Here is a 20,820-nt window from a genome sequence, read left to right as displayed (position 1 = left end):
CGCACCGCGCCATGTGGTTCACGCGCGTCTCCATCCAGAACCCCGTGATGGCGGTGATGGTGATGCTCGCCTTCGTGGTGCTGGGCCTCTTCAGCTACCAGCGCCTGAGCCTGGACCAGTTCCCGAACATCGATGTGCCCACCGTCGTGGTGAGCATGGACTACCCCGGCGCCAGCCCCGAGATCGTCGAGAGCGAGGTCACCAAGCGCATCGAGGAGGCCGTCAACACGGTGGCCGGCATCAGCGCCTTGAGCTCGCGCAGCTACGAAGGCACGGCGCTGGTCATCATCGAGTTCAACCTCGACGTCGACGGCCGCAAGGCCGCCGAAGACGTGCGCGAGAAGGTGGCGCTGGTCAAGCCGCTGCTGCGCGACGAGGTGAAGGACGCGCGCGTCTACCGCTTCGACCCCGCCTCGCAGCCCATCTTCAACGTGGCCGTGCTGGCCAACGACGCCACCACCACGCCGCAGGAGCTCACCACCTGGGCCAGGCAGGTGCTGCAGAAGCGGCTGGAGAACGTGCGCGGCGTGGGCGCCGTCACGCTGGTGGGCGGGGTCGACCGGCAGGTCAACATCCAGCTCAAGCCCGAGGCCATGGAAGCCCTGGGCATCAGCACCGAGCAGGTGGCCGCCGCGCTGCGCAGCGAGAACCAGGAGCTGCCGCTGGGCAACCTGCGCTCGGCCGAGCTCGACCGGGTGGTGCAGATCAACGCGCGGCTGAAGACGCCGCGCGAGTTCCGCGACATCGTCGTCGCGCGCAAGGCCGGCGGCAGCGTCGTCAAGCTCTGGCAGGTGGCCGACGTGGTGGACGGCCCGCAGGAGCTGGAGAGCCTGGCGCTCTACAACGGCCAGCGCACGGTGCTTCTGAGCGTGCAGAAGAGCCAGGGCGAGAACACCATCGCCGTTGTCGACGGCCTGGTGGCGGCGCTCAAGGGCGCGGCCGATGTGACGCCGGCCAACATCCGCACCGAGGTCAACCGCGACAACTCGCGCGCCATCCGCGTGAGCGTGGCCAACGTGCAGCGCACGCTGATCGAAGGCGCGGTGCTCACGGTGCTGATCGTCTTCCTGTTCCTCAACAGCTGGCGCAGCACCGTCATCACCGGCCTGACGCTGCCGATCGCGCTGATCGGCACCTTCCTGTTCATGTACGCCTTCGGCTTCACGATCAACACCATCACGCTGATGGCGCTGAGCCTGTGCGTGGGCCTGCTGATCGACGACGCCATCGTCGTGCGCGAGAACATCGTGCGCCACGTGCAGATGGGCAAGAGCCCGCGCCAGGCGGCGCTGGACGGCACGCAGGAGATCGGCCTGGCGGTGCTGGCCACCACGCTCAGCATCGTGGCGGTGTTCCTGCCCATCGGCTTCATGGGCGGCATCGTCGGCAAGTTCTTCCACGAGTTCGGCCTCACCATCGTGGTGGCTGTGCTCATCAGCATGTTCGTGAGCTTCACGCTCGACCCCATGCTCAGCAGCGTGTGGCACGACCCGGCCGCCCACGGCCGCCGCGCCGGGCCGCCGGTGACGCTGTACGACAAGACCCTGGGGCGCGTGACGGGCTGGTTCGACCGCTTCACCGAGAGCCTCTCCGGCGGCTACCAGGCGCTGCTGGCCTGGGCCCTGGTGCACCGCGTGAAGACGGTGCTGGCCGCGATGGGCACCTTTGTGCTGGCCCTCGTGCTGCTGGGCGCGGTGGGCAAGGAGTTCGTGCCCAAAGCCGATTTCAGCGAGACGCAGATCAACTTCTACACCCCCGTGGGCAGCAGCCTGGAGGTGACGGAGATGCGCGCCAAGCAGATCGACGAACTGTTGCGCACGCTGCCCGAGGTGCGCCACACCGTCACCACCGTCAACAGCGGTTTCGCGCAGGGCAAGATCTACGGCAGCGTCTACGTGCGCCTGGTCGACCGCAAGCAGCGCAACCGCAGCGTGGCCGAGCTCGCCACGCCCATGCGCGAGCTGATGAACCGCGTGCCCGGCATCACCGTCACCAACATCGGCGCGGTCGATCTGGGCGGCAGCAAGAGCATCGTCTTCAGCATCCAGGGGCCCGACCTGGGTGAGCTGGAGCGCCTGTCGGGCCAGATCCTGCCGCGGCTGGCGCAGATACCGGGCCTGGTGGACCTGGACAGCACGCTCAAGCCCGACAAGCCCACCATCGCCGTGGACGTGAAGCGCGAAGCGGCGGCCGACCTGGGGCTGAACGTCAACACGCTGGCGAACACGCTGCGCACGATGGTGGCGGGCGTTTCGGTGGGCAACTGGCGCGCCGCCGACGGCGAGAACTACGACGTGCGCCTGCGCCTGGCGCCCGGCAGCCGCGACAGCCTGGCCGACCTGCAGAACCTGCCGCTGGTCATCGGCAGCAACGCCGACGGCACGGCGCGCGTGGTGCGCCTGTCGCAGGTGGCCGAGGTGCGCGCCGGCACCGGCCCGAACCAGATCAACCGCCGCGACATGACGCGCGAGATCAACGTCGACGCCAACCCGCTGGGCCGCAGCACCGGCGAGGTGACGACCGACATCCGCGCCGTGCTCGACAGCATCGCCTGGCCGCCGGGCTACCGCTACAGCTTCGGCGGCAGCACGAAGAACATGCAGGAGTCCTTCACCTACGCCGTGGGCGCGCTGGCGCTGGCCATCGTGTTCATCTACATGATCCTGGCCAGCCAGTTCAAGAGCTTCCTGCAGCCGCTGGCGCTGATGAGCAGCCTGCCGCTCACGCTGATCGGCGTGGTGCTGGCGCTGCTGGCCTTCCGCAGCACGCTGAACATGTTCAGCATCATCGGCATCGTGATGCTGATGGGGCTGGTGACGAAAAACGCCATCCTGCTGGTGGACTTCGCGATCCGCGCACGAGAGGGCGGCATGGAGCGCACCGCCGCGCTGCTGGAAGCCGCCAAGGTGCGGCTGCGCCCCATCCTGATGACGACGCTGGCCATGGTCTTCGGCATGGTGCCGCTGGCCTTCGCGCTCACCGAGGGCAGCGAGCAGCGTGCGCCCATGGGCCAGGCCGTGATCGGCGGCGTCATCACCAGTTCGCTGCTGACCTTGGTCGTCGTGCCGGTCATCTACTGCTGGCTCGACGACCTGGCCGCCTGGGCCCGCCGCGGCTTCCGCCGCCAGGCCCTGGCGCAGCCCTTGAACGAACACACCGCCGCCTAGAATTTCGGGTTTTCCTGTACCGCCCCACCGTTCCTTGCAGAGCATCGCCATGAATACCGAACTCGCCCGCTTCAACATGATCGAGCAACAGATCCGCCCCTGGGAGGTGCTCGACCAGGCCGTGCTGTCGCTGCTGGCGACAGTGCGTCGCGAAGACTTCGTGCCGCCCGCGATGAAGGCGCTGGCCTTCGTCGACACGCAGGTGCCGCTGGGTGAAGGCCAGGCCATGCTGGAGCCCAAGGTCGAGGCGCGCCTGCTGCAGGAACTGCAGGTGCAGCGCCACGAGCGTGTGCTGGAGATCGGCACCGGCAGCGGCTTCATGGCCGCGCTGCTGGCCCACCGCGCGATGCAGGTCTACAGCCTCGAATGCCGCCCGGCGCTGGCCACCGCCGCACGCGCCAGCCTGGCCCGCAACGGCATCGGCAACGTGCAGGTGGTGGACGTGAGCGCCGCCGCCGGCGCGCAGGGCCTGCCGGGCGAGGCCCCGTTCGACGTGATAGTGCTCTCGGGCTCGGTGGCGGCGCTGCCGCGCGCGCTGCTGGCTCAGTTGAAGGTGGGGGGTCGCCTGGTGGCCGTGGTGGGTGAAGAGCCCATCATGCGGGCCCGCCTGTTCACCCGCGCCGGCGAGGCGGCCTACACCGAGACCGATCTGTTCGACACCGTGGCGCCGCGCCTGGAGGGCTTTGCCGAGCCCACGCGCTTCCACTTCTGAAGCACACCACCGGCCCTGCCCTTGTCACGCCGCCTGCCATCCGTCGCGGCTTTCGGGCCGCACGGCGCCCGCCGCGTGCAGGTCGTCGCATCGGGGCTGCCGGTGGCCCCCACCCACCCCTATAACCCCGGCTGCCTCCACGCCGCCGGGGCCGGCCGCCACGCCGGCGGCTGAAACCCACAAGGAAAACGCATGCGCCCGACCCCCTCCCGCCGCGCCCCTGGCCGCCTCACGGCCCGCAGCAAGGCAGGCTTCACGCGCCTGGCCGCAGCCTTCACGCTGGCCCTGCCCGCCCTGGCCTCGGCGCAGAGCCTGCAAGAGCTGTACGACGCTGCACGCGCCTTCGACGCCACCTACCTGGCGGCCAAGGCCAGCGTGGCCTCGGTGGAGTTCCGCGCCGCGCAGGCCGACGCGCTGGCGCGCCCCGCCGTGAACGCCACCGCCGGCGCCACCGCGCGCCAGGACGACCCGGCCAACGGCGGCCGCGTCGGCACCAACACGCTGTCGGCCGCGGTGAACGGCCGCTACCCGCTGTTCAACCGCGCCAACGGCCTCACCATCGAGCAGGCGCGCAAGTCGCTGCTGGTGGCCCAGGCCGACCTGGAAACCGCCGAGCAGGACCTCATCATCCGCGTGGCCCAGGCCTACTTCGACGTGCTGGGCGCGCAGGACACGCTGGCCACCACGCGCGCCAACAAGACCGCCATCACCGAGGTGCTGGCCTCGGCCAAGCGCAACTTCGAGGTCGGCACCGCCACCATCACCGACACGCGCGAGGCGCAGGCGCGCTTCGACCTCGCCACCGCGCAGGAGATCGCGGCCGAGAACGACCTGCGCATCAAGCGCCTGGCGCTCGACACCCTGGTGGGCCGCACCGGCGTGGCGCCCAAGCCGCTGCTGGCGCCCGTGGTGCTGCCCAATCCCGTGCCGGCCAACGCCGAGGAGTGGGTGACGTTGGCCGACCAGGGCCACCCCAGCGTGCGCCGCGCGCGCATCGGCCTGGAAGTGGCACAGCTTGAAACCGGCAAGGCCCGCGCGGGTGAACTGCCCACGGTGGACGCCGTGGCCAGCATTGGCACGGCGGACAGCCGCGGCAGCGCGCCCAACCTCAGCCGCAGCGCCGGCACCGCCAGCAACGCCAGCGTGGGCGTGCAGATGACCTGGCCGCTGTACACCGGCGGCGCCACACAGAACCGCATCAAGGAAACGCTGTCGCTGGAAGAGAAGTCGCGCAACGACCTCGAGGCCGCGCGCCGCGGCGTCGCCCAGGGCACGCGCTCGGCCTACTTCGGCGTGCAGTCGGGCCTGTCGCAGGTGAAGGCGCTGGAAGCCGCCGAAAGCTCGTCGAAGCTGGCGCTGGAGGCCACGCAGCTGGGCTACAAGGTCGGCGTGCGCGTGAACCTGGACGTGCTCAACGCCCAGACCCAGCTCTTCCAGACCCAGCGCGACCTGGCCAAGGCCCGCTACGACGTGCTGGTGGGCAGCCTGCGCCTGCGCCAGGCCTCGGGCCAGCTCGCGCCCACCGACGTGGACGCCATCAACCGCCTGCTGGCGAAGTAGCCCGGGCGCGGCACGGCGGCCTTGCCGGCTGCCGTGCCTCACGTTTCTTCACCTCCCGCACACGCGGCGTAGCGGGGTCTGCGCCAAACTCCCCGGCATGACGACCCCGGAGTGCGCTGCATGACGCCCGACACCCTCTCCACCCCGCTGCAGGCCGCCGCCATCGCGGCCCACCGCTTCGGCCTCGGCGAGGCCCAGCTGGCCCCCATCGGCAGCGATGCCCGGGGCTGGTTGCTCGCCCAGTTGCACGCCGCCGAGCCGCAGCGCGGCAGCGGCCTGGTGAACGCGGCCGAGGGCGTGCGCCGTTACGCGCTGTTCCTCCAGCAGCAGCGTGAGCCGCGCCGGGCTGCCGCCATGGCGGTGGCGGCCAACGGGCAGGACATGGCCGGCAACGTGATGGCCGCCAGCGGCATGGCCGAAGGCCCGATGGCGGGCGCCGCGACCACGCCGCCCCGCCCGGGGGCACCGGCCAACGTGGTGCCTTTCGAACCGCTGCGCCTGGCGGTGCAGGCCGACACCCGCGCCCGCCTGGCCACGGCCGCGGCGAGCGCGCAGCCGCTGACCGAACGCCTGGTGCTGTTCTGGGCCAACCACTTCACGGTCTCGCTGGCCAAGAACAGCACGCGTGGCCTGGTGGGCGCCTTCGAGCGCGAGGCCATCCGGCCGCACATCGCCGGCCCCTTCGCCGAGATGCTGCAGGCCGCGGTGCGCCACCCGGCCATGCTGCGCTACCTCGACAACGAACAGTCGGCCGGCCCCGATTCGGCGGTGGTCAAGCGCCAGCAGCGCCGGCCGCGCGACGAGGCCGAACGCGGCCCGCGCATCACCGGCCTGAACGAGAACCTGGCGCGCGAGGTGCTGGAGCTGCACACCCTGGGCGTGGCGGGTGGCGGCGCGGCCTACGGCGGCTGGGGCGGCTACACGCAGGCCGACGTGACCGAGTTCGCCAAGGTGCTGACGGGCTGGCGCGTGCCCGTGCGCGAGCTGGCGCAGGGCGCCGACATCCCGCCCACGCGCTTCGAGCCGGCCTTCCACCAGCCGGGCGTGAAAACCGTGCTCGGCCGGCGCTATGAAGAGGGCCAGCTCGCCCTGCGCGAGCTGCTGGACCACCTGGCGCAGCACCCCTCCACCGCGCGCTTCGTCTGCACCAAGCTCGCGCGGCACTTCGTCGCCGACGACCCACCGCCCGCCCTGGTGGCGCGCATGGAAAGCACCTGGCGCCGCAGCGACGGCCACCTGGCCCAGGTGATGCGCACGCTGATCGAATCGCCCGAAGCCTGGGCACCGCAACCGGTGAAGCTCAAGACCCCCGAAGAGTTCGTCATCAGCAGCGTGCGCCTGCTCGGCCTGGGCGAAACGCCCTTCGAACGCAACGCCGATGGCGGCATCGCCGCCCTGGGCCAGCGGGTGCAGTCTGCGCCCTCGCCGGCCGGCTGGCCCGACCGCGCCGACGAGTGGCTGGGTCCCGACGCCGTGTGGAAACGCGTGGAATGGGCCACGCGCGCTGCGGCGCGGATGGGCCGCCAGGTCGACGCACGCGCGCTGGCGCAGGCCAGCCTGGGCCCGCGGCTGCAGGAGGGCACCGCGCGCCAGATCGAACGCGCGGCCGACGGCCCGCAGGCCCTGGCGCTGCTGCTGCTGGCGCCCGAATTCCAGCGTCGCTGAGCGCCACCCTTCCCAGGAGCACCCCATGAACCACCCCCTCCACCGCCGCCACCTGCTGGGCGCCGCCCTCGCCGCCTCGCTGGCGCCCTTCACGCGCCTGAGCGTGGCCGCGCCGGCCGTGGCGGCTGCCGACGCGAACCGTTTTGTCTTCGTCATCCTGCGCGGCGGCATGGACGGCCTGACCGCCGTGCCTGCCATCGGCGACCCGGCCTTTGCCGAGGCCCGCGGCGCGCTGGCGCAGTTCGCCGGCGAGCCGCTGCGCCTGGACGACACCTTCGCGCTCAACCCGCTGCTGCCGCAGTTGCACACGATGTACGGCCAGGGCGAGGCGCTGGTGCTGCACGGTGTGGGCCTGCCCTACCGCGAGCGCAGCCACTTCGACGCCCAGCAGGTGCTGGAGAGCGGCGGCAGCCGCCCCTACGAGCTGAACACCGGCTGGATCGGCCGCGCCCTGCCCGGCACGCCGCTGCGCGCGGTGGCGCTGGAAACCGCCGTGCCGCTGGTGCTGCGCGGGCCGGCCGATGTCGACACCTGGGCGCCGAGCGCGCTGCCCGAGCCCTCGGCCGACCTCGTGACGCGGCTGGAGAGCCTGTACCGCGGCGACCCTGCCCTGGCCCAGGCCCTGGCCCGTGCCAAGGGCCTGCGCGAGATGCCGGGCATGGCCGCCAACCCGGCGGCGATGGCCGGCACCCCCGCACCGGGCTTCAATGCCGCGCGCGCCGGCAGCGTGGCGCTGGCGCGCAAGGCGGCCGAGTTCCTGCAGCGCGGCTCGCAGGTGGCCGTGCTCGAACTGGGCGGCTGGGATTCGCACATCAACCAGGCGCAGCCGCAGGGGGCCTTGTCGAACAACCTGCGCGTGCTCGACGCCCTGCTGGCCGCGCTGCGCGAAGGCCTGCAGCCCGGCGGCGCCTGGGCCCGCACCGCGGTGCTGGTGGCCACCGAGTTCGGCCGCGAGATCGCGCCCAACGGCACGATGGGCACCGACCACGGCAGCGGCGGTGCCGCCTTCCTGCTGGGCGGCGCGGTGCGCGGCGGGCGCGTGCTGGCCGACTGGCCGGGCGTGGCCAAGGCGCAGCGTTTCGAGGGCCGCGACCTGCGCATCACCACCGACCTGCGCGCCGTGATGCGCAGCCTGCTGGCCGACCACCTGCAGGTGGCGCGCCGCAGGCTGGACGGCGAGGTGCTGCCGGGCAGCGCCGGGCTGCCGGCGCTGGCCCTGCTGCGCGCCTGAGCCGCAGAGCCGGGGTCCGGGCCGGGGCCTGCGGCCCGGCCGGCGAGGCGGTCAGAAATCACTCAAGGTCGGTCCGTCCAGGACGAAAACCCTGCGAAGCCTGACACGGCATCGGACATCCCGATGCCCCGACCCGGAGTTCCCGTCCATGAAGTTCCTTCACAGCCTCAGCCTGGCGCGCCGGCTCGCCCTCATCGTGGGCAGCGCCTTGCTCGGGGTGGCCCTGATCGCCGTGCTGGCACTGGCCGCCGAGCGGCGCACCGTGCTGGAAGAGCGCAAGTCGGCCGTGCGCCAGACGGTGGAGATCGCGCACAAGCTCATCGCCCACTACCACGAGGAAGCCGTGCGCGGCACCTACCCCGTGGCCGAAGCACAGGCGCGCGCCAAGGCGGCCGTGAAGTCGCTGCGCTACAGCGGCGACGAGTACTTCTGGATCAACGACATGCACCCGCGCATGGTGATGCACGCCATCAAGCCGGCGCTGGATGGCAAGGACCTCACCGAAAACAAGGACCCCACCGGCAAGGCGCTGTTCGTGGAGTTCGTCAAGACGGTGCGCGCCAGCCCCACGGGCAGCGGTTTCGTCTCGTACATGTGGCCCAAGCCGGGGCATGACGAACCGGTGGAGAAGCTGTCCTACGTCAAGGGCTTCGAGCCCTGGGGCTGGGTGCTCGGCTCGGGCGTCTACATCGACAGCGTGGATGCCACCATCGCCGCCGCGGCGCTGGGCACGGGCCTGCAGACGCTGGTGCTGATGGGCGTGCTGCTGGCGCTGGGCGTGGCGGTGTCGCGCAGCCTGCTGCAGCAGATCGGCGGCGAGCCCGTCTACGCCAGCGCCGTGGCGGCACGCATCGCGGCGGGCGATCTGAGCACCGACGTGCAGGTTCGCCCGGGCGACACACAAAGCATGCTGTACGCGCTGCGCACCATGCGCGACGGCCTCGCCGGCCTGGTGCACGGCGTGCGCCAGGGCTCCGAATCGGTAGCCACGGCCAGCAGCGAAATCGCCCAGGGCAATCAAGACCTCAGCCAGCGCACGGAACGCCAGGCTTCGGCGCTGCAGCAGACCGCCGCCTCGATGGAGCAACTCGGCACCACCGTGAAGCACACCGCCGACAACGCCCGCCAGGCCAGCCAGCTGGCGCAGGCCGCCTCCACCGTGGCCACGCAAGGCGGCGAGGTGGTGGCCCAGGTGGTGCAGACCATGAGCGGCATCCACGGCAGCAGCCAGAAGATCGCCGACATCATCGGCGTGGTCGACGGCATCGCCTTCCAGACCAACATCCTGGCGCTGAACGCCGCCGTGGAAGCCGCCCGCGCCGGCGAGCAGGGCCGCGGCTTTGCCGTGGTGGCGGCCGAGGTGCGCACGCTGGCTGGCCGCTCGGCCACGGCCGCCAAGGAGATCAAGCAGCTCATCCAGGCCAGCGTGGAGCAGGTCGACCACGGCACGGCGCTGGTGGGCCGCGCCCGCGACACCATGGAAGAAGTCGTCAGCGCGATCCGACGCGCCACCGACGTGATGGGCGAGATCAGCGCGGCCAGCGTCGAGCAGAGCCAGGGCGTGGCGCAGATCAGCGCTGCCGTCACCGAGATGGACCAGGCCACGCAGCAGAACGCGGCGCTGGTGGAAGAAGGCGCCGCGGCCGCCGAGAGCCTGCGCCAGCAGGCGTCGCAGTTGGTGAACGCCGTCTCGGTCTTCAAGTTGCAGGCCCACGGCAGGATGGCTTGATCCCCGGCCCGCGAAGAACTGAGGCGCCGCGCCACATCACGCTGACCTGGAGGGCAACGGCCCCGCGCCTGAAGGCCCGCACAGTGACACAGCCCGGCCCGCAGCCCGTATGCTCGGCGCATTCACCACGACCTCGGGGTCCCCATGAAGGCCATCCCAGCACTCACACTGGCCGCGGCGCTCATGCTGCTGGCGGCTTGCGAACACACACCACCCACCAAGATCCAGGCGCCTTCCTACGCCGGCAAGCAGGTGGCCAGCGCCGAGACGGGCAACACGCCCGGCGTCATCTGCACACGCGAGGTCCCTACCGGCTTGCGAGTGGCCGTCACCAAGTGCCGTGACAGCGCCGAGGTCGACAAGCGCCGCGAGCTCGACCAGGAGTGGGCCAAGAGCATCCCGGCCGAGTTGCCCAAGGAGCGCTGAGCGCTCAGCGCGGCGCCGGCTTCTGCACCGCCAGCACGGCGGCGGCCATGCGTGCCGCGGCGCCGCGGTGTGCCGCGGCAAAGCGGCGGGCGCGGACGACCATGACCTCGCGATCGGCTGCACCCGCGGCGGCCAGCAGCGCACAGCCCCGGGCCACCGCCGAGGGCAGGTCGGGCAGACGCTCGGCCGCGCCGGCAGCCAGCGCGTCTTCAGCCGCCTGCGCGAAGTTGAAGGTGTGCGGGCCCATCAGCAGCGGGCAGCCACAGGCCGCGGCCTCGATGAGGTTCTGCCCGCCCAGTGGCGCGAAGCTGCCGCCCAGCAATGCCACGTCGGCGCAGGCGTAGTACTGCGCCATCTCGCCCAGGCTGTCGCCCAGCCAGACCTCGGCACGAACGGCCTCCGGCGCTGGTGATGTGCCCCACGCGCTGCGCCGCTGCAGGCTGAAGCCGGCCTCCGCGACGAGCGCGGCCACTTCGTCGAAACGCTGCGGATGGCGCGGCACGATCAGCAGCAGCGGCCGCCCTGCCGCGGGGAGCGCCGCCCACGCCGCCAGCAGCAGCGCCTCTTCGCCTTCACGCGTGACGGCGGCCAGCACCACCGGCCGGCCCAGCAGCTGGCGCCAGGCCTGGCCGCGCGCCAGCAGTTCGGGCCGGGGCGTGATGTCGAACTTCAGGTTGCCCATCACCTGCACCTTGCGCGCGCCGGCCTCGGCCAGGCGTTGGGCATCGGCGTCGGTCTGCGCCAGTGCGGTGCTCAAGCGCGCGGCAGCGCCGTGCAGCAGCGTGGCCAGGCGCCGGCCCTTGCGCGCGCTGCGCGCCGAAAGCCGGGCGTTGGCCAGCACCACGGGCACGCCCTCGGCCTGCGCCGCGTGCAGCAGCACGGGCCAGATCTCGGTTTCCATCAGCACGCCCCCGCTGGGCCGGTGCGCGCGCAGGAAGCGCCGCACCGCGCCGGGCGTGTCGTAGGGCAGCCAGGCCTGGGCGTCGCCGGGCTGCAGCAGCTTCGCGCCGGCTTCACGCCCGGTGGCGGTGCTGTGCGTCAGCAGGAACTGCAAGCCGGGCCGCTGCTCGCGCAGCGCCTGCACGAGCGGGGCCGCGGCCAGCGTTTCCCCCAAGGACACCGCGTGCAGCCACAGCCGCCCAGGCACCGGCGGCGTGCCGGCTGCGGGCCAGCCCAGGCGCTCGCGCCAGTGGCTGCGGTAGGCCGGCTCGCGCCGGCCGCGCCACCACAGGCGCGCCAGGTACAGCGGCGTGGCCAGGCGCAACAGCAGCGCGTAGAGCGCGCGCGCCAGCGGCTCGCTCATCGGTGGGCGCGCGTGGCGGCCGTCGGTGGGTGTCAGTGCGCGGCGGCAGCCACCTGCGCGTCGGGCTTCACCTCGCGCAGCGCGGCCATGAACTGGGCCTCGATGCGGTGCAGGGCCTCGTCGGTGTGGCCTTCGAACCGCAGCACCAGCACCGGCGTGGTGTTGCTGGCGCGGATGAGGCCGAAGCCGTCGGCAAAGTCCACCCGCAGGCCGTCGATGGTGCCGACCTCGCCTCCTTCGAACTTCATGCGGCCATCGGCCACGCGCGCCAGCAGCTCGGCCACCACGCTGTGGTGCTCGCCCTCGGCGCACGGCACGTTCAGCTCGGGCGTGCTGAAGCTGGTGGGCAGCGCATCGAGGAAGGCGCTGGGGTTCTTCTGCTTGGCCAGGATCTCCAGCAGGCGCGCCGCGGTGTACATCGCGTCGTCGAAGCCATACCAGCGCTCACCGAAGAAGAGGTGGCCGCTCATCTCGCCGGCGAAGGGCGCGCCGATCTCCTTGAGCTTGGCCTTGATCAGCGAGTGGCCGGTCTTCCACATCAGCGGCTTGCCGCCCGCCTTCTTGATGGCCACGGGCAGGCGCTGGCTGCACTTCACGTCGTAGATGATGGTGCCGCCCTTGTTGCGCGAGAGGATGTCGCGCGCGAACAGCATGATCTGGCGGTCGGGGTAGATGATGTTGCCGGTGGCCGTGACCACGCCCAGGCGGTCGCCGTCGCCGTCGAAGGCCAGGCCGATCTCGGCGCCGGTGGCGCGCACGACCGTCTTCAAGACCTCCAGGTTCTCGGGCTTGCTGGGGTCGGGGTGGTGGTTGGGGAAGTCGCCGTCCACGGTGCTGTAGAGGTCGATGACCTCGCAACCCAGGGCGCGCAGGATGCCGGGCGCGCTGGCGCCGGGAATGCCGTTGCCGCTGTCCACCACCACCTTCATGGAGCGCGCCAGCTTCACGTCGCCGACGATGCGCTGCGTGTACTCGGCCAGTACGTCCATCTTGGCGCTGCGGCCGCGCTTCGTGGTGTAGATCTCGGTCTCGATGCGCTGCTTCAGCTTCTGGATGTCGTCGCCGTAGATGGCCCGGCCGCCCATCACCATCTTGAAGCCGTTGTAGTCCTTCGGGTTGTGGCTGCCCGTGACCTGGATGCCGCTGGTGCAGCCGTGCGCGGCCCGCGTGGCGGCCACGTAGTACAGCATGGGCGTGGTCACCATGCCGATGTCCACCACGTCCAGGCCCGTGCTCTTCAGGCCGCGGATCAGCGCTGCCGCCAGACCGGGGCCCGACAGGCGCCCGTCGCGGCCCACCGCCACGGCCTTCTCGCCCGCGGCCAGGGCCTCGCTGCCGAAGGCGCGGCCCAGGTGCTCGGCGAAGGTCTCGTCGATGTTCTTGCCGACGATGCCGCGGATGTCGTAGGCCTTGAAGACGGTGGGATCGATGTGCATGGCTGAGGATCTTGGAGCTTGGGAGGTCGCGCGATTGTAGGAAGGCCGGCGTGGCCGGCGGTCTGGCGGCCCGGCTGTCGATCCGTCGCGCCGGCGCGGCGCCGCGGCACGGCCTGCCTAGACTGCGGGGCCATGCAGAACTTCATCGCCACCCTGCGCCTGGCCCGCCAGGACTTCTTCAAGCTCAAGCGCCGCCATGCCGCGCCCGAGTGGGCGCTGTGGGTGATGACGGGCCTGGTGGCGCTGTGCTGGGGCGGCGCGCTCTCGCTGGTGGCGCTGGTGGCCAGCCGGCGGGTGCCCACGCTCACTCAGGTTTACGAGGTGGCGCTGCCACTGATGCTGACCTCGCTGATCATCGGCGTGGTCTTCCACATCGTCTACACGGCCATCGAGCGGCTGGCTTCCGACCGGTTCCTGGTCTGGGTCAATGGCGAGCCCGGCGTGCTGGTGGGCCTGTTCTACGGCGTCACCTCGATGGCCTGCGTCGGGCTGGGTTTCCTGCTGGCCTACCTGCTGCTGGGGCAGGTGCCGGGCATGGGCCGCGTGGACTGGGCGCCGCGCAGCAGCTGGATCTCGGTCTCGATCTTCGCCGTCTTCGCCAGCGTGGTGTGGGGCCTGTGGGCCTGGCAGCAGTGGCACGAAGAACAGCTCAAGCGCCAGGCGCAAGAGGCACAGCTGCGGCTGCTGCAGGCGCAGATCGAACCGCACTTCCTCTTCAACACCTTGGCCAACGTGCAGAGCCTGATGGACCACGACCTGCCCAAGGCCAAGCAGATGCTGGGCAGCTTCACCGACTACCTTCGCGCCAGCCTGGGCCAGATGCGCAGCGAGCACAGCACCGTGGGGCAGGAACTGGAGCTGGCGCAGCGCTACCTGCAGCTGCTGCAGGGTCGCATGGAAGACCGGCTGCGCTTCGAGATCAGCGCCGACGAGGCCGCGCGCGCGCAGCGGCTGCCGCCGCTGCTGCTGCAGCCGCTGGTGGAGAACGCCGTGATGCACGGCCTGGAGCCCAGCATCGAAGGCGGCACCGTGCAGGTGCGCGCCCAGCTGCAGGGCGGCACGCTGCGGCTGGAGGTGCAGGACGACGGCCTGGGCCTGAACGCGCCAGCCCGCCCGGGCGCGCGCCGCGGCAACGGCGTGGCCCTCAGCAACATCCGCGAACGCCTGCAGGCGCGTTTCGGCCCCGAGGCGCGGCTGGAACTGCAGGCCGCTGCACCGCAGGGCACGCTGGCCCGCATCACCATCCCGCTGCACCCGGAGCTTGCCGCCCCATGAACACCTGCCTGATCGCCGACGACGAACCGCACCTGGCCCGCGCCTTGGCCACCGAGCTGCAGCGGCTGTGGCCGGCGCTGCAGATCGTGCACACCGCGCGCAACGGCGTGGAGGCGGCCGAGCGCATCGCCGCGCTGCAGCCCGACGTGGCCTTCCTCGACATCCAGATGCCCGGCCTCACGGGGCTGGAAGTGGCCCAGGGCATCGAGGGCCGCACGCGCGTGGTCTTCGTCACCGCCTACGACGAATACGCCGTGCAGGCCTTCGAGAACGAGGCACTGGACTACGTGCTCAAGCCCGTGGGCACCGAACGCCTGCAGCGCACGGTGGAGCGCGTGCAGCGCGCGCTGGCCGCGCCCGCCGAGGCTGTAGGCATCGACGAGAGCCAGCGCCTGCTGGCCGCACTGCAGCGGCTGATGCCGGCCGCCCAGGGCACGCCGCCCCACCAGCGCCTGCGCTGGGTGCGCGCCAGTGCCGGCGACCTGACGCACCAGGTGGCGGTGGAAGAGGTGCTGTTCTTCCGCGCCGACGACAAGTACACCTGCGTGCACACGGCCACGGCCGAGCACCTGATCCGTACGCCCATCACCGAGCTCGCACAGCAGCTCGACCCCGAACAGTTCGTGCAGGTTCACCGCAGCACCATCGTCAACCTGGCCTTCCTGGCCGGCACGCGGCGCGACGAGACGAGCCGGCTCTTCCTGCGCATCAAGGGCCACGCGCACGAGCTGCCCGTGAGCCGGGCCTACGTGCACCTGTTCAAGGCGATGTAGGCCCGCGCGCGGCGGCCGAACGCGCCGCGGCGGCACGCAGCTTGTCCTTGCGGCTGGGGCGCAGGCCCTTCACGCCACCCTGGCCACCGTTGCCCTCGTTCGCAGGCGGCAGCTGCGCGACGGCAGCGGCCCGATCCGCGGCCGGCAAGACCGGCTCGAAGCCGGGCACCACCTCGCGCGGCACGCGCTGCCCCTGGCGTTTCTCGATCAGGCGGAAGTGGCGCTCGCTGCCCGGCGCATCGGCCAGCACGAAGCTCAGCGCCAGGCCCTCGGCGCCGGCGCGGGCGGCGCGCCCGACACGGTGCACGTGGTCGGCCGGCGAGCGCGGCAGGTCGTAGTTCACCACCGCCTGCAGGCCCGGCAGGTCGAGCCCGCGCGCGGCCACGTCGGTAGCCACGACCACGCGAAAGCGCCCGCTCTGCAGGCCCTGCAGCGCCTCGCTGCGCCGCCCCGGGCTGAGCTGGGCGTGGAAGGCGGTGGCCGCCACGCCGGCGCGCGCCAGCTTGCCGGCCACGTGCTCGCAGGCGTGCTGCGTGGCCACGAAGACCAGCGTGCGCGCCCAGCCTTCGGTGTGCAGCAGGTGGCGCAGCAAGGGCGTGCGCTGGGGCGTGTCGACGACCAAAGCGCGCTGGCGCAGCTTGGCCGGCAGGGCCACTGGGCCGGTGTCGTCGGGGGCATCGGCTGCTGCTACGGCCGCTTCGTCAGGTGCGTCATCAGCCGCTTCATCGGCCAGCTGCAGCACCAGCGCATCGCGCTGCACCGCCGCGGCCAGTGTCTGCACGGCCTCGGGCATCGTGGCGCTGAACAGCAGGGTCTGGCGCTGGCGCGGCAGCAGCTGCAGCACGCGCCGCGTTTCGTCGGCGAAGGCGGGCTCCAGCAGGCGGTCGGCCTCGTCCAGCACCAGCACAGCCAGCTCGTTCAGGCGCACGGCGTTCTGGCGGCTCAGGTCCAGCAGGCGGCCCGGCGTGGCCACGAGCAGGTGGGCGCCGCCGCGCAGCGCCATCATCTGCGGGTTGATCGACAGGCCGCCCACCGCGGCCACGGTCTTGAAGGCCGGCGCCAGCGCCATCGCCGCGGCGGCGGTCTGCACCGCGAGGTCGCGCGTGGGCGCCAGCACCAGCGCGTGCAGGCGGCGCGGGCGGGCCTCGGCGGTGGCGGGGTCGGCCATCAGCTGGGCCAGCAGCGGCAACAGGAAGGCGCCGGTCTTGCCGGCGCCCGTGGGGGCCTGCACCTGCAGGTCGCGCCCGGCCAGCACGGCGGGCAGGGCCGCGGCCTGGACACGGCTGGGCTGGCGCCAGCCCGCCGCGGCGGCGGCGCGCACCAGCGGGGCGGGCAGGCCCAGGGCGGCAAAGCCGGCAGTGGCAGGCGCGGGGGTGGTGCTGGAGGTCTCGGTCATCCGGGCAGCATAGCCGCCGGCCGTGCCAAGCCGGCTGGACTTCACGGGGCCAGCCCTTGAATCCGCCCGCCGCATCCCGATGTATCCAGGCATGAGCACCGACACCCGCCACCCCCTGCCCGCCCGCCTGCACACCCTGGCCGCGATGGCCGGCCTGCTGGAACGCCTGGAAGCCGCGCCCAGCTCGGCCAGCGCCGAGCAGTACCGCAGCGTGGCGCAGCGCGTGCGTGAGCTGCTGGTGGACGTGAGCCCCGACGAACACCTGCATCGCCTGCTGCAGGCCGCGCCGCACACGGCCGAGGTCTACGAGAACCTGCGCTACGAGCTCGCCGGCCTGTGCCTGCACCCGCTGGACACCGCACTGGCCGCCGAGCAGGCCGCCGCCGGCGCCATCGCGCGGGCCCGCGCCCTGCGCTGAGGCCGGCGAAGGCCTCAGGCAGGTTCTGATCGACAGGTCCGAAAACGGCCAGCCAGGGCCCATGCGCTGCCTATGATGGCCGCATGGTCCTGGACACCGACGCCGCCTACCTCGCCCTGAAAGCGCGCGACGCCCGTTTCGACGGGCGTCTGTTCGTCGGCGTCACCAGCACGGGCATCTACTGCCGCCCGGTCTGCCGCGTGCGCACGCCGCGGCGCGAGAACTGCCGCTTCTTCGGCAGCCGCGCGCAGGCCGAGGCCGCGGCCTTTCGGCCCTGCATGAAGTGCCGGCCCGAGATCGCGCCCGGGCTGTCGCTGATGGACTCGTCGCGCAGCCTGGCCGACAGCGCGGCCCGCCTCATCGAAGACGCCGTGCACAGCGGCCAGGCCCTGCCGCTGCCGCGGCTGGCCGCGCGCCTGGGCGTGACCGACCGCCACCTGCGGCGCATCTTCCAGGCCGCGCACGGCGTGGGCCCGCTGGCCTACCTGGGCACGCAGCGCCTGCTGCTGGCCAAGCAACTGCTCACCGACACCGAGCTGCCCGTCACGCAGGTGGCGCTGGCCAGCGGTTTTGCCAGCCTGCGTCGCTTCAACGCCGCCTTTGCCGAGCACTACCGCTTCAGCCCGAGCCGGCTGCGCCATGAAGGCAGCAACCACGCGCCCGCCACGCGCAGCGAAGGCCTGCGCCTGGCGTGGCGGCCGCCCTGCGACGTGGAGGCCCTGCTCGGCCACTTCGCGCGGCGCCAGCTGCAGGGCGTGGAAGAGGTCGACGGCCTGGTGCTGCGGCGCACGCTGAGCTGGCCGCACCAGGGCCGGCGCCTGCAGGGCTGGCTGAGCGTGCGCTTCGTGCCCGAGCGGCACGAGTTGGTGCTCAGCACCTCGCCCAGCCTGGTGCCGGTGCTGGGCGCGCTGATGCAGCGCGTGCGCCAGACCTTCGACCTCGACGCCGACCCCGCGCGCATCGACCCCGTGATGGCGCTGCTGCCGCTGCCGCTGCGCCCCGGCGCGCGCCTGCCCGGGGCGATGGACGGCTTCGAGGCCGCCGTGCGCATCGTGCTGGGCCAGCAGGTCACCGTGAAGGCCGCGCGGACGCTGACGCAGCGCCTCGTCGACCGCCTGGGCACGCCGCTGGAAACACCGTTTCCGGCGCTGCACCGCCTCTTCCCCGACGCCCCCACGCTGGCCGCTGCCGACCCCGAGGTGCTGGGCCAGCTCGGCATCGTGCGCCAGCGCGTGAAGGCCCTGCAGGCCCTGGCCACGGCGGTGGCCAGCGGCGCCATCGAACTGCACCGCGGCGCGCCGCTGCAGGCCACGCTGGACGCCCTGCGTGCCCTGCCCGGCATCGGCGACTGGACCGCGCAGCTCATCGCGCTGCGCGCGCTGGCCTGGCCCGACGCCTGGCCGGCCAGCGACATCGGCCTGATGAACGCGCTGGGCTCGCGCGACCCGAAACACATCACCGCGCTGGCCGAGCCCTGGCGGCCCTGGCGCGCCTACGCCGTGATGCGCCTGTGGCACCACGTCGAAACCCTGGAAGCCCCCCGATGAAACACCCGCTCGAGGCGCAGATGCGCCTGCCCAGCCCCCTGGGCCCACTGACCCTGGCCGCCACCGCGCGCGGCCTGGCGCTGGTGTGGTTCGACGGCCAGGCCCACCGCTCCGACGCGGTGGACGCGCCCGAAGACCCGCGGCACCCGCACCTGCAGCAGGCCGCGCGCGAACTGAAGGCCTACTGGCAGGCGCCCCGCCAGCCCTTCACCGTGCCGCTGGACCCGGCCGGCACGCCCTTCCAGCAGGCCGTGTGGCAGGTGCTGCGCGGCATCAAGCCCGGCGCGCTGCTGAGCTACGGGGCGGTCGCGCAGGCCCTCGGCAAGCCGACCGCGGTGCGGGCGGTGGGCGCGGCCATCGGGCGCAACCCGCTGGGCATCGTGGTGCCCTGCCACCGCGTGGTGGGCGCCGATGGCGGCTTGACGGGTTATGCCGGCGGGCTGCACCGCAAGCAGGCGCTGCTGGTGCTGGAAGGGGCGCTGCTCGCATGAAAGGCGCCCGATGAAGGGCCGCGACCGGCTGGAACTGCTGCTGCTGGGGGCCATCTGGGGCGGCTCCTTCCTCTTCATGCGCCTGGGCGCGGCCGACTTCGGCGCGCTGGCGCTGTCGCTGCTGCGCGTGGCGGGGGCCGGCCTGCTGCTGCTGCCGCTGCTGGCTTGGCGCGGTGAACTGCCGGCGCTGCGCCGGCACTGGCGTGCGATTGCGGTGGTGGGGCTGATCAATTCGGCCTTGCCCTTCGTGATGTTCAGCCTGGCGGCGCTGGTGCTGGGCGCGGGCCTGATGGCGGTGTTCAACGCCACGGCGCCGCTCTGGGGCGCGTTTTTCGCGTGGGTGTGGCTGGGCGAGAAGCTCGACCGCGCACGCCTGCTGGGCCTGGCCATCGGCGTGGCGGGCGTGGTGGGCCTGGCCTGGGGCAAGGCGGGGCTGCAGGTGGGCGCCAGCGGCATGAGCCCGGCGCTGGGCATGGCGGCCTGCGTGGCGGCCGCGGTGCTGTATGGCCTGGCGGCGAACTACACGCGTCGGCGCCTGGCTGGCGTGGCACCGATGGCCCTGGCCGCCGGCAGCCAGCTGAGCGCGGCGGCCGTGCTGCTGCTGCCGGCACTGTGGGCCTGGCCCGCGGTGTCGCCTTCGGCCACGGCCTGGGGTGCGGCGGCCCTGCTCTCGCTGCTGTGCACCGGGCTGGCCTACGTGCTGTACTTCCGGCTCATCGCCAATGCCGGGGCGACGAATGCGATCTCGGTGACCTTCCTCGTGCCGGGTTTCGCCATGCTCTGGGGCTGGCTCTTCATGGGCGAGCGGCCCACGCCCGCGATGCTGCTGGGCTGCGGCGTCATCCTGCTGGGCACGGCCCTGGCCACTGGGCTGCTGAAGCTGCCGGCCCGCGCGCCCGCGGCAGCGCCATGAAAAAAGCCGCCGGGCGCGGGCCGGGCGGCTTCGTTCGGGACGCTGTGCTTCAGCGGAACTTGGGCTGCGGCACGGTGCGCAGTTCGCCCGGCAGCGAGCCGATGTACTGCGCCATGGCCTTCAGCTCGGCCGGCTTGAACTGCTTGACCTGGCCGGCCATGATGGCGTTGCTGCGGCCCACCTGAGGGTTGCCGGTGACGGTGTAGGCGCGCAGCGCCACGTTCAGGTAGTCGGCGTGCTGGCCGGCGATCTTGGGGTAGCCCGGGTCGATGGGCTTGCTGAAGTTCGCGCCATGGCAGGAGGCGCAGGCGCCCTTGGCCAGCAGGGCCGCCACTTCGGCGGAGGGTGCCACCGCCGGGGTGTCGGCCACCGGCTTGATCATCGAGGCGCCGTGCTTCTCGTAGAAGGCGCCCAGATCGGCCATGTCGGCGTCGGTCAGGGTGATCGCGATGCCACGCATGGTGGGGTGCTTGCGCTCGCCCTTCTTGTAGGCCTGCAGCGAAGCGACGATGTACTTGGCGTTCTGGCCCGAGATCATCGGCACCTTGTGCACCTCGGGGAAACTGGCCTGGTAGCCCTTGATGCCGTGGCAGCCGATGCACATCGCAGCCTTCTTCTCGCCAGCGGCGGCGTCTTGGGCCTGGGCTGCGGTCATGAAGGACAGGGCGCCGGCCAGGGCCGCGAGGAAGGTGATCGCTTTGCTCATCGTCTGGAGGGGTGAGTACATCGGAACAGCATCGGCTCGAGGCAAAGCCCCGCCGCGCAGCAGCCGCTGATT

The 20,820-nt window shown here is 72.3% G+C and carries 17 protein-coding genes; 13 read left to right on the top strand and 4 right to left on the bottom strand.

Features of this window, described 5'->3' with window-relative positions:
* The first annotated feature begins 11 nt into the window (after positions 1-11).
* The 7 genes from EOE66_RS18135 to EOE66_RS18105 all read left to right on the top strand — a co-directional run bounded on the left by EOE66_RS18135 (position 12) and on the right by EOE66_RS18105 (position 10,490).
* A complete protein-coding gene (locus EOE66_RS18135) occupies positions 12-3,167 on the top strand; it encodes an efflux RND transporter permease subunit (protein WP_128230127.1) in 3,156 nt (1,051 codons plus the stop codon).
* Positions 3,168-3,216: 49 nt separating this feature from the next.
* Positions 3,217-3,879, top strand: a complete 663-nt coding sequence (locus EOE66_RS18130; protein WP_128230126.1) for a protein-L-isoaspartate O-methyltransferase family protein — start codon at positions 3,217-3,219, stop codon at positions 3,877-3,879.
* 192 nt (positions 3,880-4,071) lie between these two features.
* A complete protein-coding gene (locus EOE66_RS18125; RefSeq protein ID WP_128230125.1) occupies positions 4,072-5,439 on the top strand; it encodes a TolC family outer membrane protein in 1,368 nt (455 codons plus the stop codon).
* A 120-nt stretch (positions 5,440-5,559) separates the two neighbouring features.
* Entirely contained in the window at positions 5,560-7,104 is a 1,545-nt protein-coding gene (locus tag EOE66_RS18120; RefSeq protein WP_128230124.1) for a DUF1800 domain-containing protein, read from the top strand.
* 25 nt (positions 7,105-7,129) lie between these two features.
* Complete coding sequence (locus tag EOE66_RS18115; RefSeq protein ID WP_128230123.1) at positions 7,130-8,335, top strand: DUF1501 domain-containing protein; 1,206 nt, start codon at positions 7,130-7,132, stop codon at positions 8,333-8,335.
* A gap of 148 nt (positions 8,336-8,483) precedes the next feature.
* Positions 8,484-10,064 (top strand): methyl-accepting chemotaxis protein, encoded by a 1,581-nt coding sequence (locus tag EOE66_RS18110; RefSeq protein WP_128230122.1) that lies wholly within the window; start codon positions 8,484-8,486, stop codon positions 10,062-10,064.
* Between the two features lie 144 nt (positions 10,065-10,208).
* Positions 10,209-10,490, top strand: a complete 282-nt coding sequence (locus tag EOE66_RS18105; protein ID WP_128230121.1) for a hypothetical protein — start codon at positions 10,209-10,211, stop codon at positions 10,488-10,490.
* A gap of 4 nt (positions 10,491-10,494) precedes the next feature.
* Here EOE66_RS18105 and EOE66_RS18100 read toward each other — a convergent pair whose 3' ends face one another.
* Together EOE66_RS18100 and EOE66_RS18095 are read right to left on the bottom strand one after the other, a co-directional pair.
* Positions 10,495-11,793, bottom strand: coding sequence for a 3-deoxy-D-manno-octulosonic acid transferase (locus EOE66_RS18100; RefSeq protein ID WP_128230120.1), 1,299 nt, complete (start codon positions 11,791-11,793; stop codon positions 10,495-10,497).
* Positions 11,794-11,825: 32 nt separating this feature from the next.
* The gene (locus EOE66_RS18095) at positions 11,826-13,229 is read right to left on the bottom strand and encodes a phosphomannomutase/phosphoglucomutase (protein WP_128230119.1); all 1,404 of its coding nucleotides are present in this window, start codon (positions 13,227-13,229) and stop codon (positions 11,826-11,828) included.
* 132 nt (positions 13,230-13,361) lie between these two features.
* On the opposite strand from EOE66_RS18095, the gene EOE66_RS18090 reads away from it, so the two are divergent.
* Together EOE66_RS18090 and EOE66_RS18085 are read left to right on the top strand one after the other, a co-directional pair.
* Positions 13,362-14,504: a sensor histidine kinase gene (locus EOE66_RS18090; RefSeq protein WP_128230118.1), complete on the top strand. Its 1,143-nt coding sequence runs from the start codon at positions 13,362-13,364 to the stop codon at positions 14,502-14,504.
* A complete protein-coding gene (locus tag EOE66_RS18085; RefSeq protein ID WP_128230117.1) occupies positions 14,501-15,277 on the top strand; it encodes a LytR/AlgR family response regulator transcription factor in 777 nt (258 codons plus the stop codon). The genes EOE66_RS18090 and EOE66_RS18085 overlap by 4 nt, the downstream gene beginning before the upstream one ends.
* Here the strand turns inward: EOE66_RS18085 and EOE66_RS18080 are convergent.
* Positions 15,264-16,673 carry a DEAD/DEAH box helicase gene (locus EOE66_RS18080; protein ID WP_128230116.1) on the bottom strand — a complete coding sequence of 470 codons (1,410 nt, stop codon included), beginning with the start codon at positions 16,671-16,673 and terminating at the stop codon, positions 15,264-15,266. The two genes, EOE66_RS18085 and EOE66_RS18080, sit on opposite strands and share 14 nt — an antisense overlap.
* A gap of 91 nt (positions 16,674-16,764) precedes the next feature.
* Here EOE66_RS18080 and EOE66_RS18075 point away from each other — a divergent pair, with 91 nt between their 5' ends.
* From EOE66_RS18075 to EOE66_RS18060, 4 genes are all read left to right on the top strand, one after another.
* A complete protein-coding gene (locus EOE66_RS18075; RefSeq protein WP_128230115.1) occupies positions 16,765-17,091 on the top strand; it encodes a hypothetical protein in 327 nt (108 codons plus the stop codon).
* 83 nt (positions 17,092-17,174) lie between these two features.
* A complete protein-coding gene (locus EOE66_RS18070; RefSeq protein ID WP_128230114.1) occupies positions 17,175-18,638 on the top strand; it encodes a DNA-3-methyladenine glycosylase 2 family protein in 1,464 nt (487 codons plus the stop codon).
* Positions 18,635-19,129: a methylated-DNA--[protein]-cysteine S-methyltransferase gene (locus EOE66_RS18065; RefSeq protein WP_128230113.1), complete on the top strand. Its 495-nt coding sequence runs from the start codon at positions 18,635-18,637 to the stop codon at positions 19,127-19,129. Before EOE66_RS18070 ends, EOE66_RS18065 begins: the two co-directional genes overlap by 4 nt.
* Before the next feature lie 10 nt (positions 19,130-19,139).
* Positions 19,140-20,042, top strand: a complete 903-nt coding sequence (locus EOE66_RS18060; protein WP_128230112.1) for a DMT family transporter — start codon at positions 19,140-19,142, stop codon at positions 20,040-20,042.
* A 49-nt stretch (positions 20,043-20,091) separates the two neighbouring features.
* Here the strand turns inward: EOE66_RS18060 and EOE66_RS18055 are convergent, their stop codons facing one another.
* A complete protein-coding gene (locus EOE66_RS18055; protein WP_128230111.1) occupies positions 20,092-20,748 on the bottom strand; it encodes a c-type cytochrome in 657 nt (218 codons plus the stop codon).
* Positions 20,749-20,820 lie beyond the last annotated feature (72 nt).

This window comes from Rubrivivax rivuli (assembly GCF_004016505.1).
In the GTDB taxonomy this organism is placed as follows: domain Bacteria; phylum Pseudomonadota; class Gammaproteobacteria; order Burkholderiales; family Burkholderiaceae_C; genus Rubrivivax; species Rubrivivax rivuli.
The sequence above is the reverse complement of the archived record's forward strand: the minus strand, read 5'-3'. Positions and strand labels throughout refer to the sequence as shown.

Bases quoted from the DNA above. Each gene is read 5' to 3' on its own strand.
- EOE66_RS18135 (WP_128230127.1), top strand. From the start codon at position 12: ATGTGGTTCACGCGCGTCTCCATCCAGAACCCCGTGATGGCGGTGATG.
- EOE66_RS18130 (WP_128230126.1), top strand. From the start codon at position 3,217: ATGAATACCGAACTCGCCCGCTTCAACATGATCGAGCAACAGATCCGC.
- EOE66_RS18125 (WP_128230125.1), top strand. From the start codon at position 4,072: ATGCGCCCGACCCCCTCCCGCCGCGCCCCTGGCCGCCTCACGGCCCGC.
- EOE66_RS18120 (WP_128230124.1), top strand. From the start codon at position 5,560: ATGACGCCCGACACCCTCTCCACCCCGCTGCAGGCCGCCGCCATCGCG.
- EOE66_RS18115 (WP_128230123.1), top strand. From the start codon at position 7,130: ATGAACCACCCCCTCCACCGCCGCCACCTGCTGGGCGCCGCCCTCGCC.
- EOE66_RS18110 (WP_128230122.1), top strand. From the start codon at position 8,484: ATGAAGTTCCTTCACAGCCTCAGCCTGGCGCGCCGGCTCGCCCTCATC.
- EOE66_RS18105 (WP_128230121.1), top strand. From the start codon at position 10,209: ATGAAGGCCATCCCAGCACTCACACTGGCCGCGGCGCTCATGCTGCTG.
- EOE66_RS18100 (WP_128230120.1), bottom strand. From the start codon at position 11,793: ATGAGCGAGCCGCTGGCGCGCGCGCTCTACGCGCTGCTGTTGCGCCTG.
- EOE66_RS18095 (WP_128230119.1), bottom strand. From the start codon at position 13,229: ATGCACATCGATCCCACCGTCTTCAAGGCCTACGACATCCGCGGCATC.
- EOE66_RS18090 (WP_128230118.1), top strand. From the start codon at position 13,362: ATGCAGAACTTCATCGCCACCCTGCGCCTGGCCCGCCAGGACTTCTTC.
- EOE66_RS18085 (WP_128230117.1), top strand. From the start codon at position 14,501: ATGAACACCTGCCTGATCGCCGACGACGAACCGCACCTGGCCCGCGCC.
- EOE66_RS18080 (WP_128230116.1), bottom strand. From the start codon at position 16,673: ATGACCGAGACCTCCAGCACCACCCCCGCGCCTGCCACTGCCGGCTTT.
- EOE66_RS18075 (WP_128230115.1), top strand. From the start codon at position 16,765: ATGAGCACCGACACCCGCCACCCCCTGCCCGCCCGCCTGCACACCCTG.
- EOE66_RS18070 (WP_128230114.1), top strand. From the start codon at position 17,175: ATGGTCCTGGACACCGACGCCGCCTACCTCGCCCTGAAAGCGCGCGAC.
- EOE66_RS18065 (WP_128230113.1), top strand. From the start codon at position 18,635: ATGAAACACCCGCTCGAGGCGCAGATGCGCCTGCCCAGCCCCCTGGGC.
- EOE66_RS18060 (WP_128230112.1), top strand. From the start codon at position 19,140: ATGAAGGGCCGCGACCGGCTGGAACTGCTGCTGCTGGGGGCCATCTGG.
- EOE66_RS18055 (WP_128230111.1), bottom strand. From the start codon at position 20,748: ATGAGCAAAGCGATCACCTTCCTCGCGGCCCTGGCCGGCGCCCTGTCC.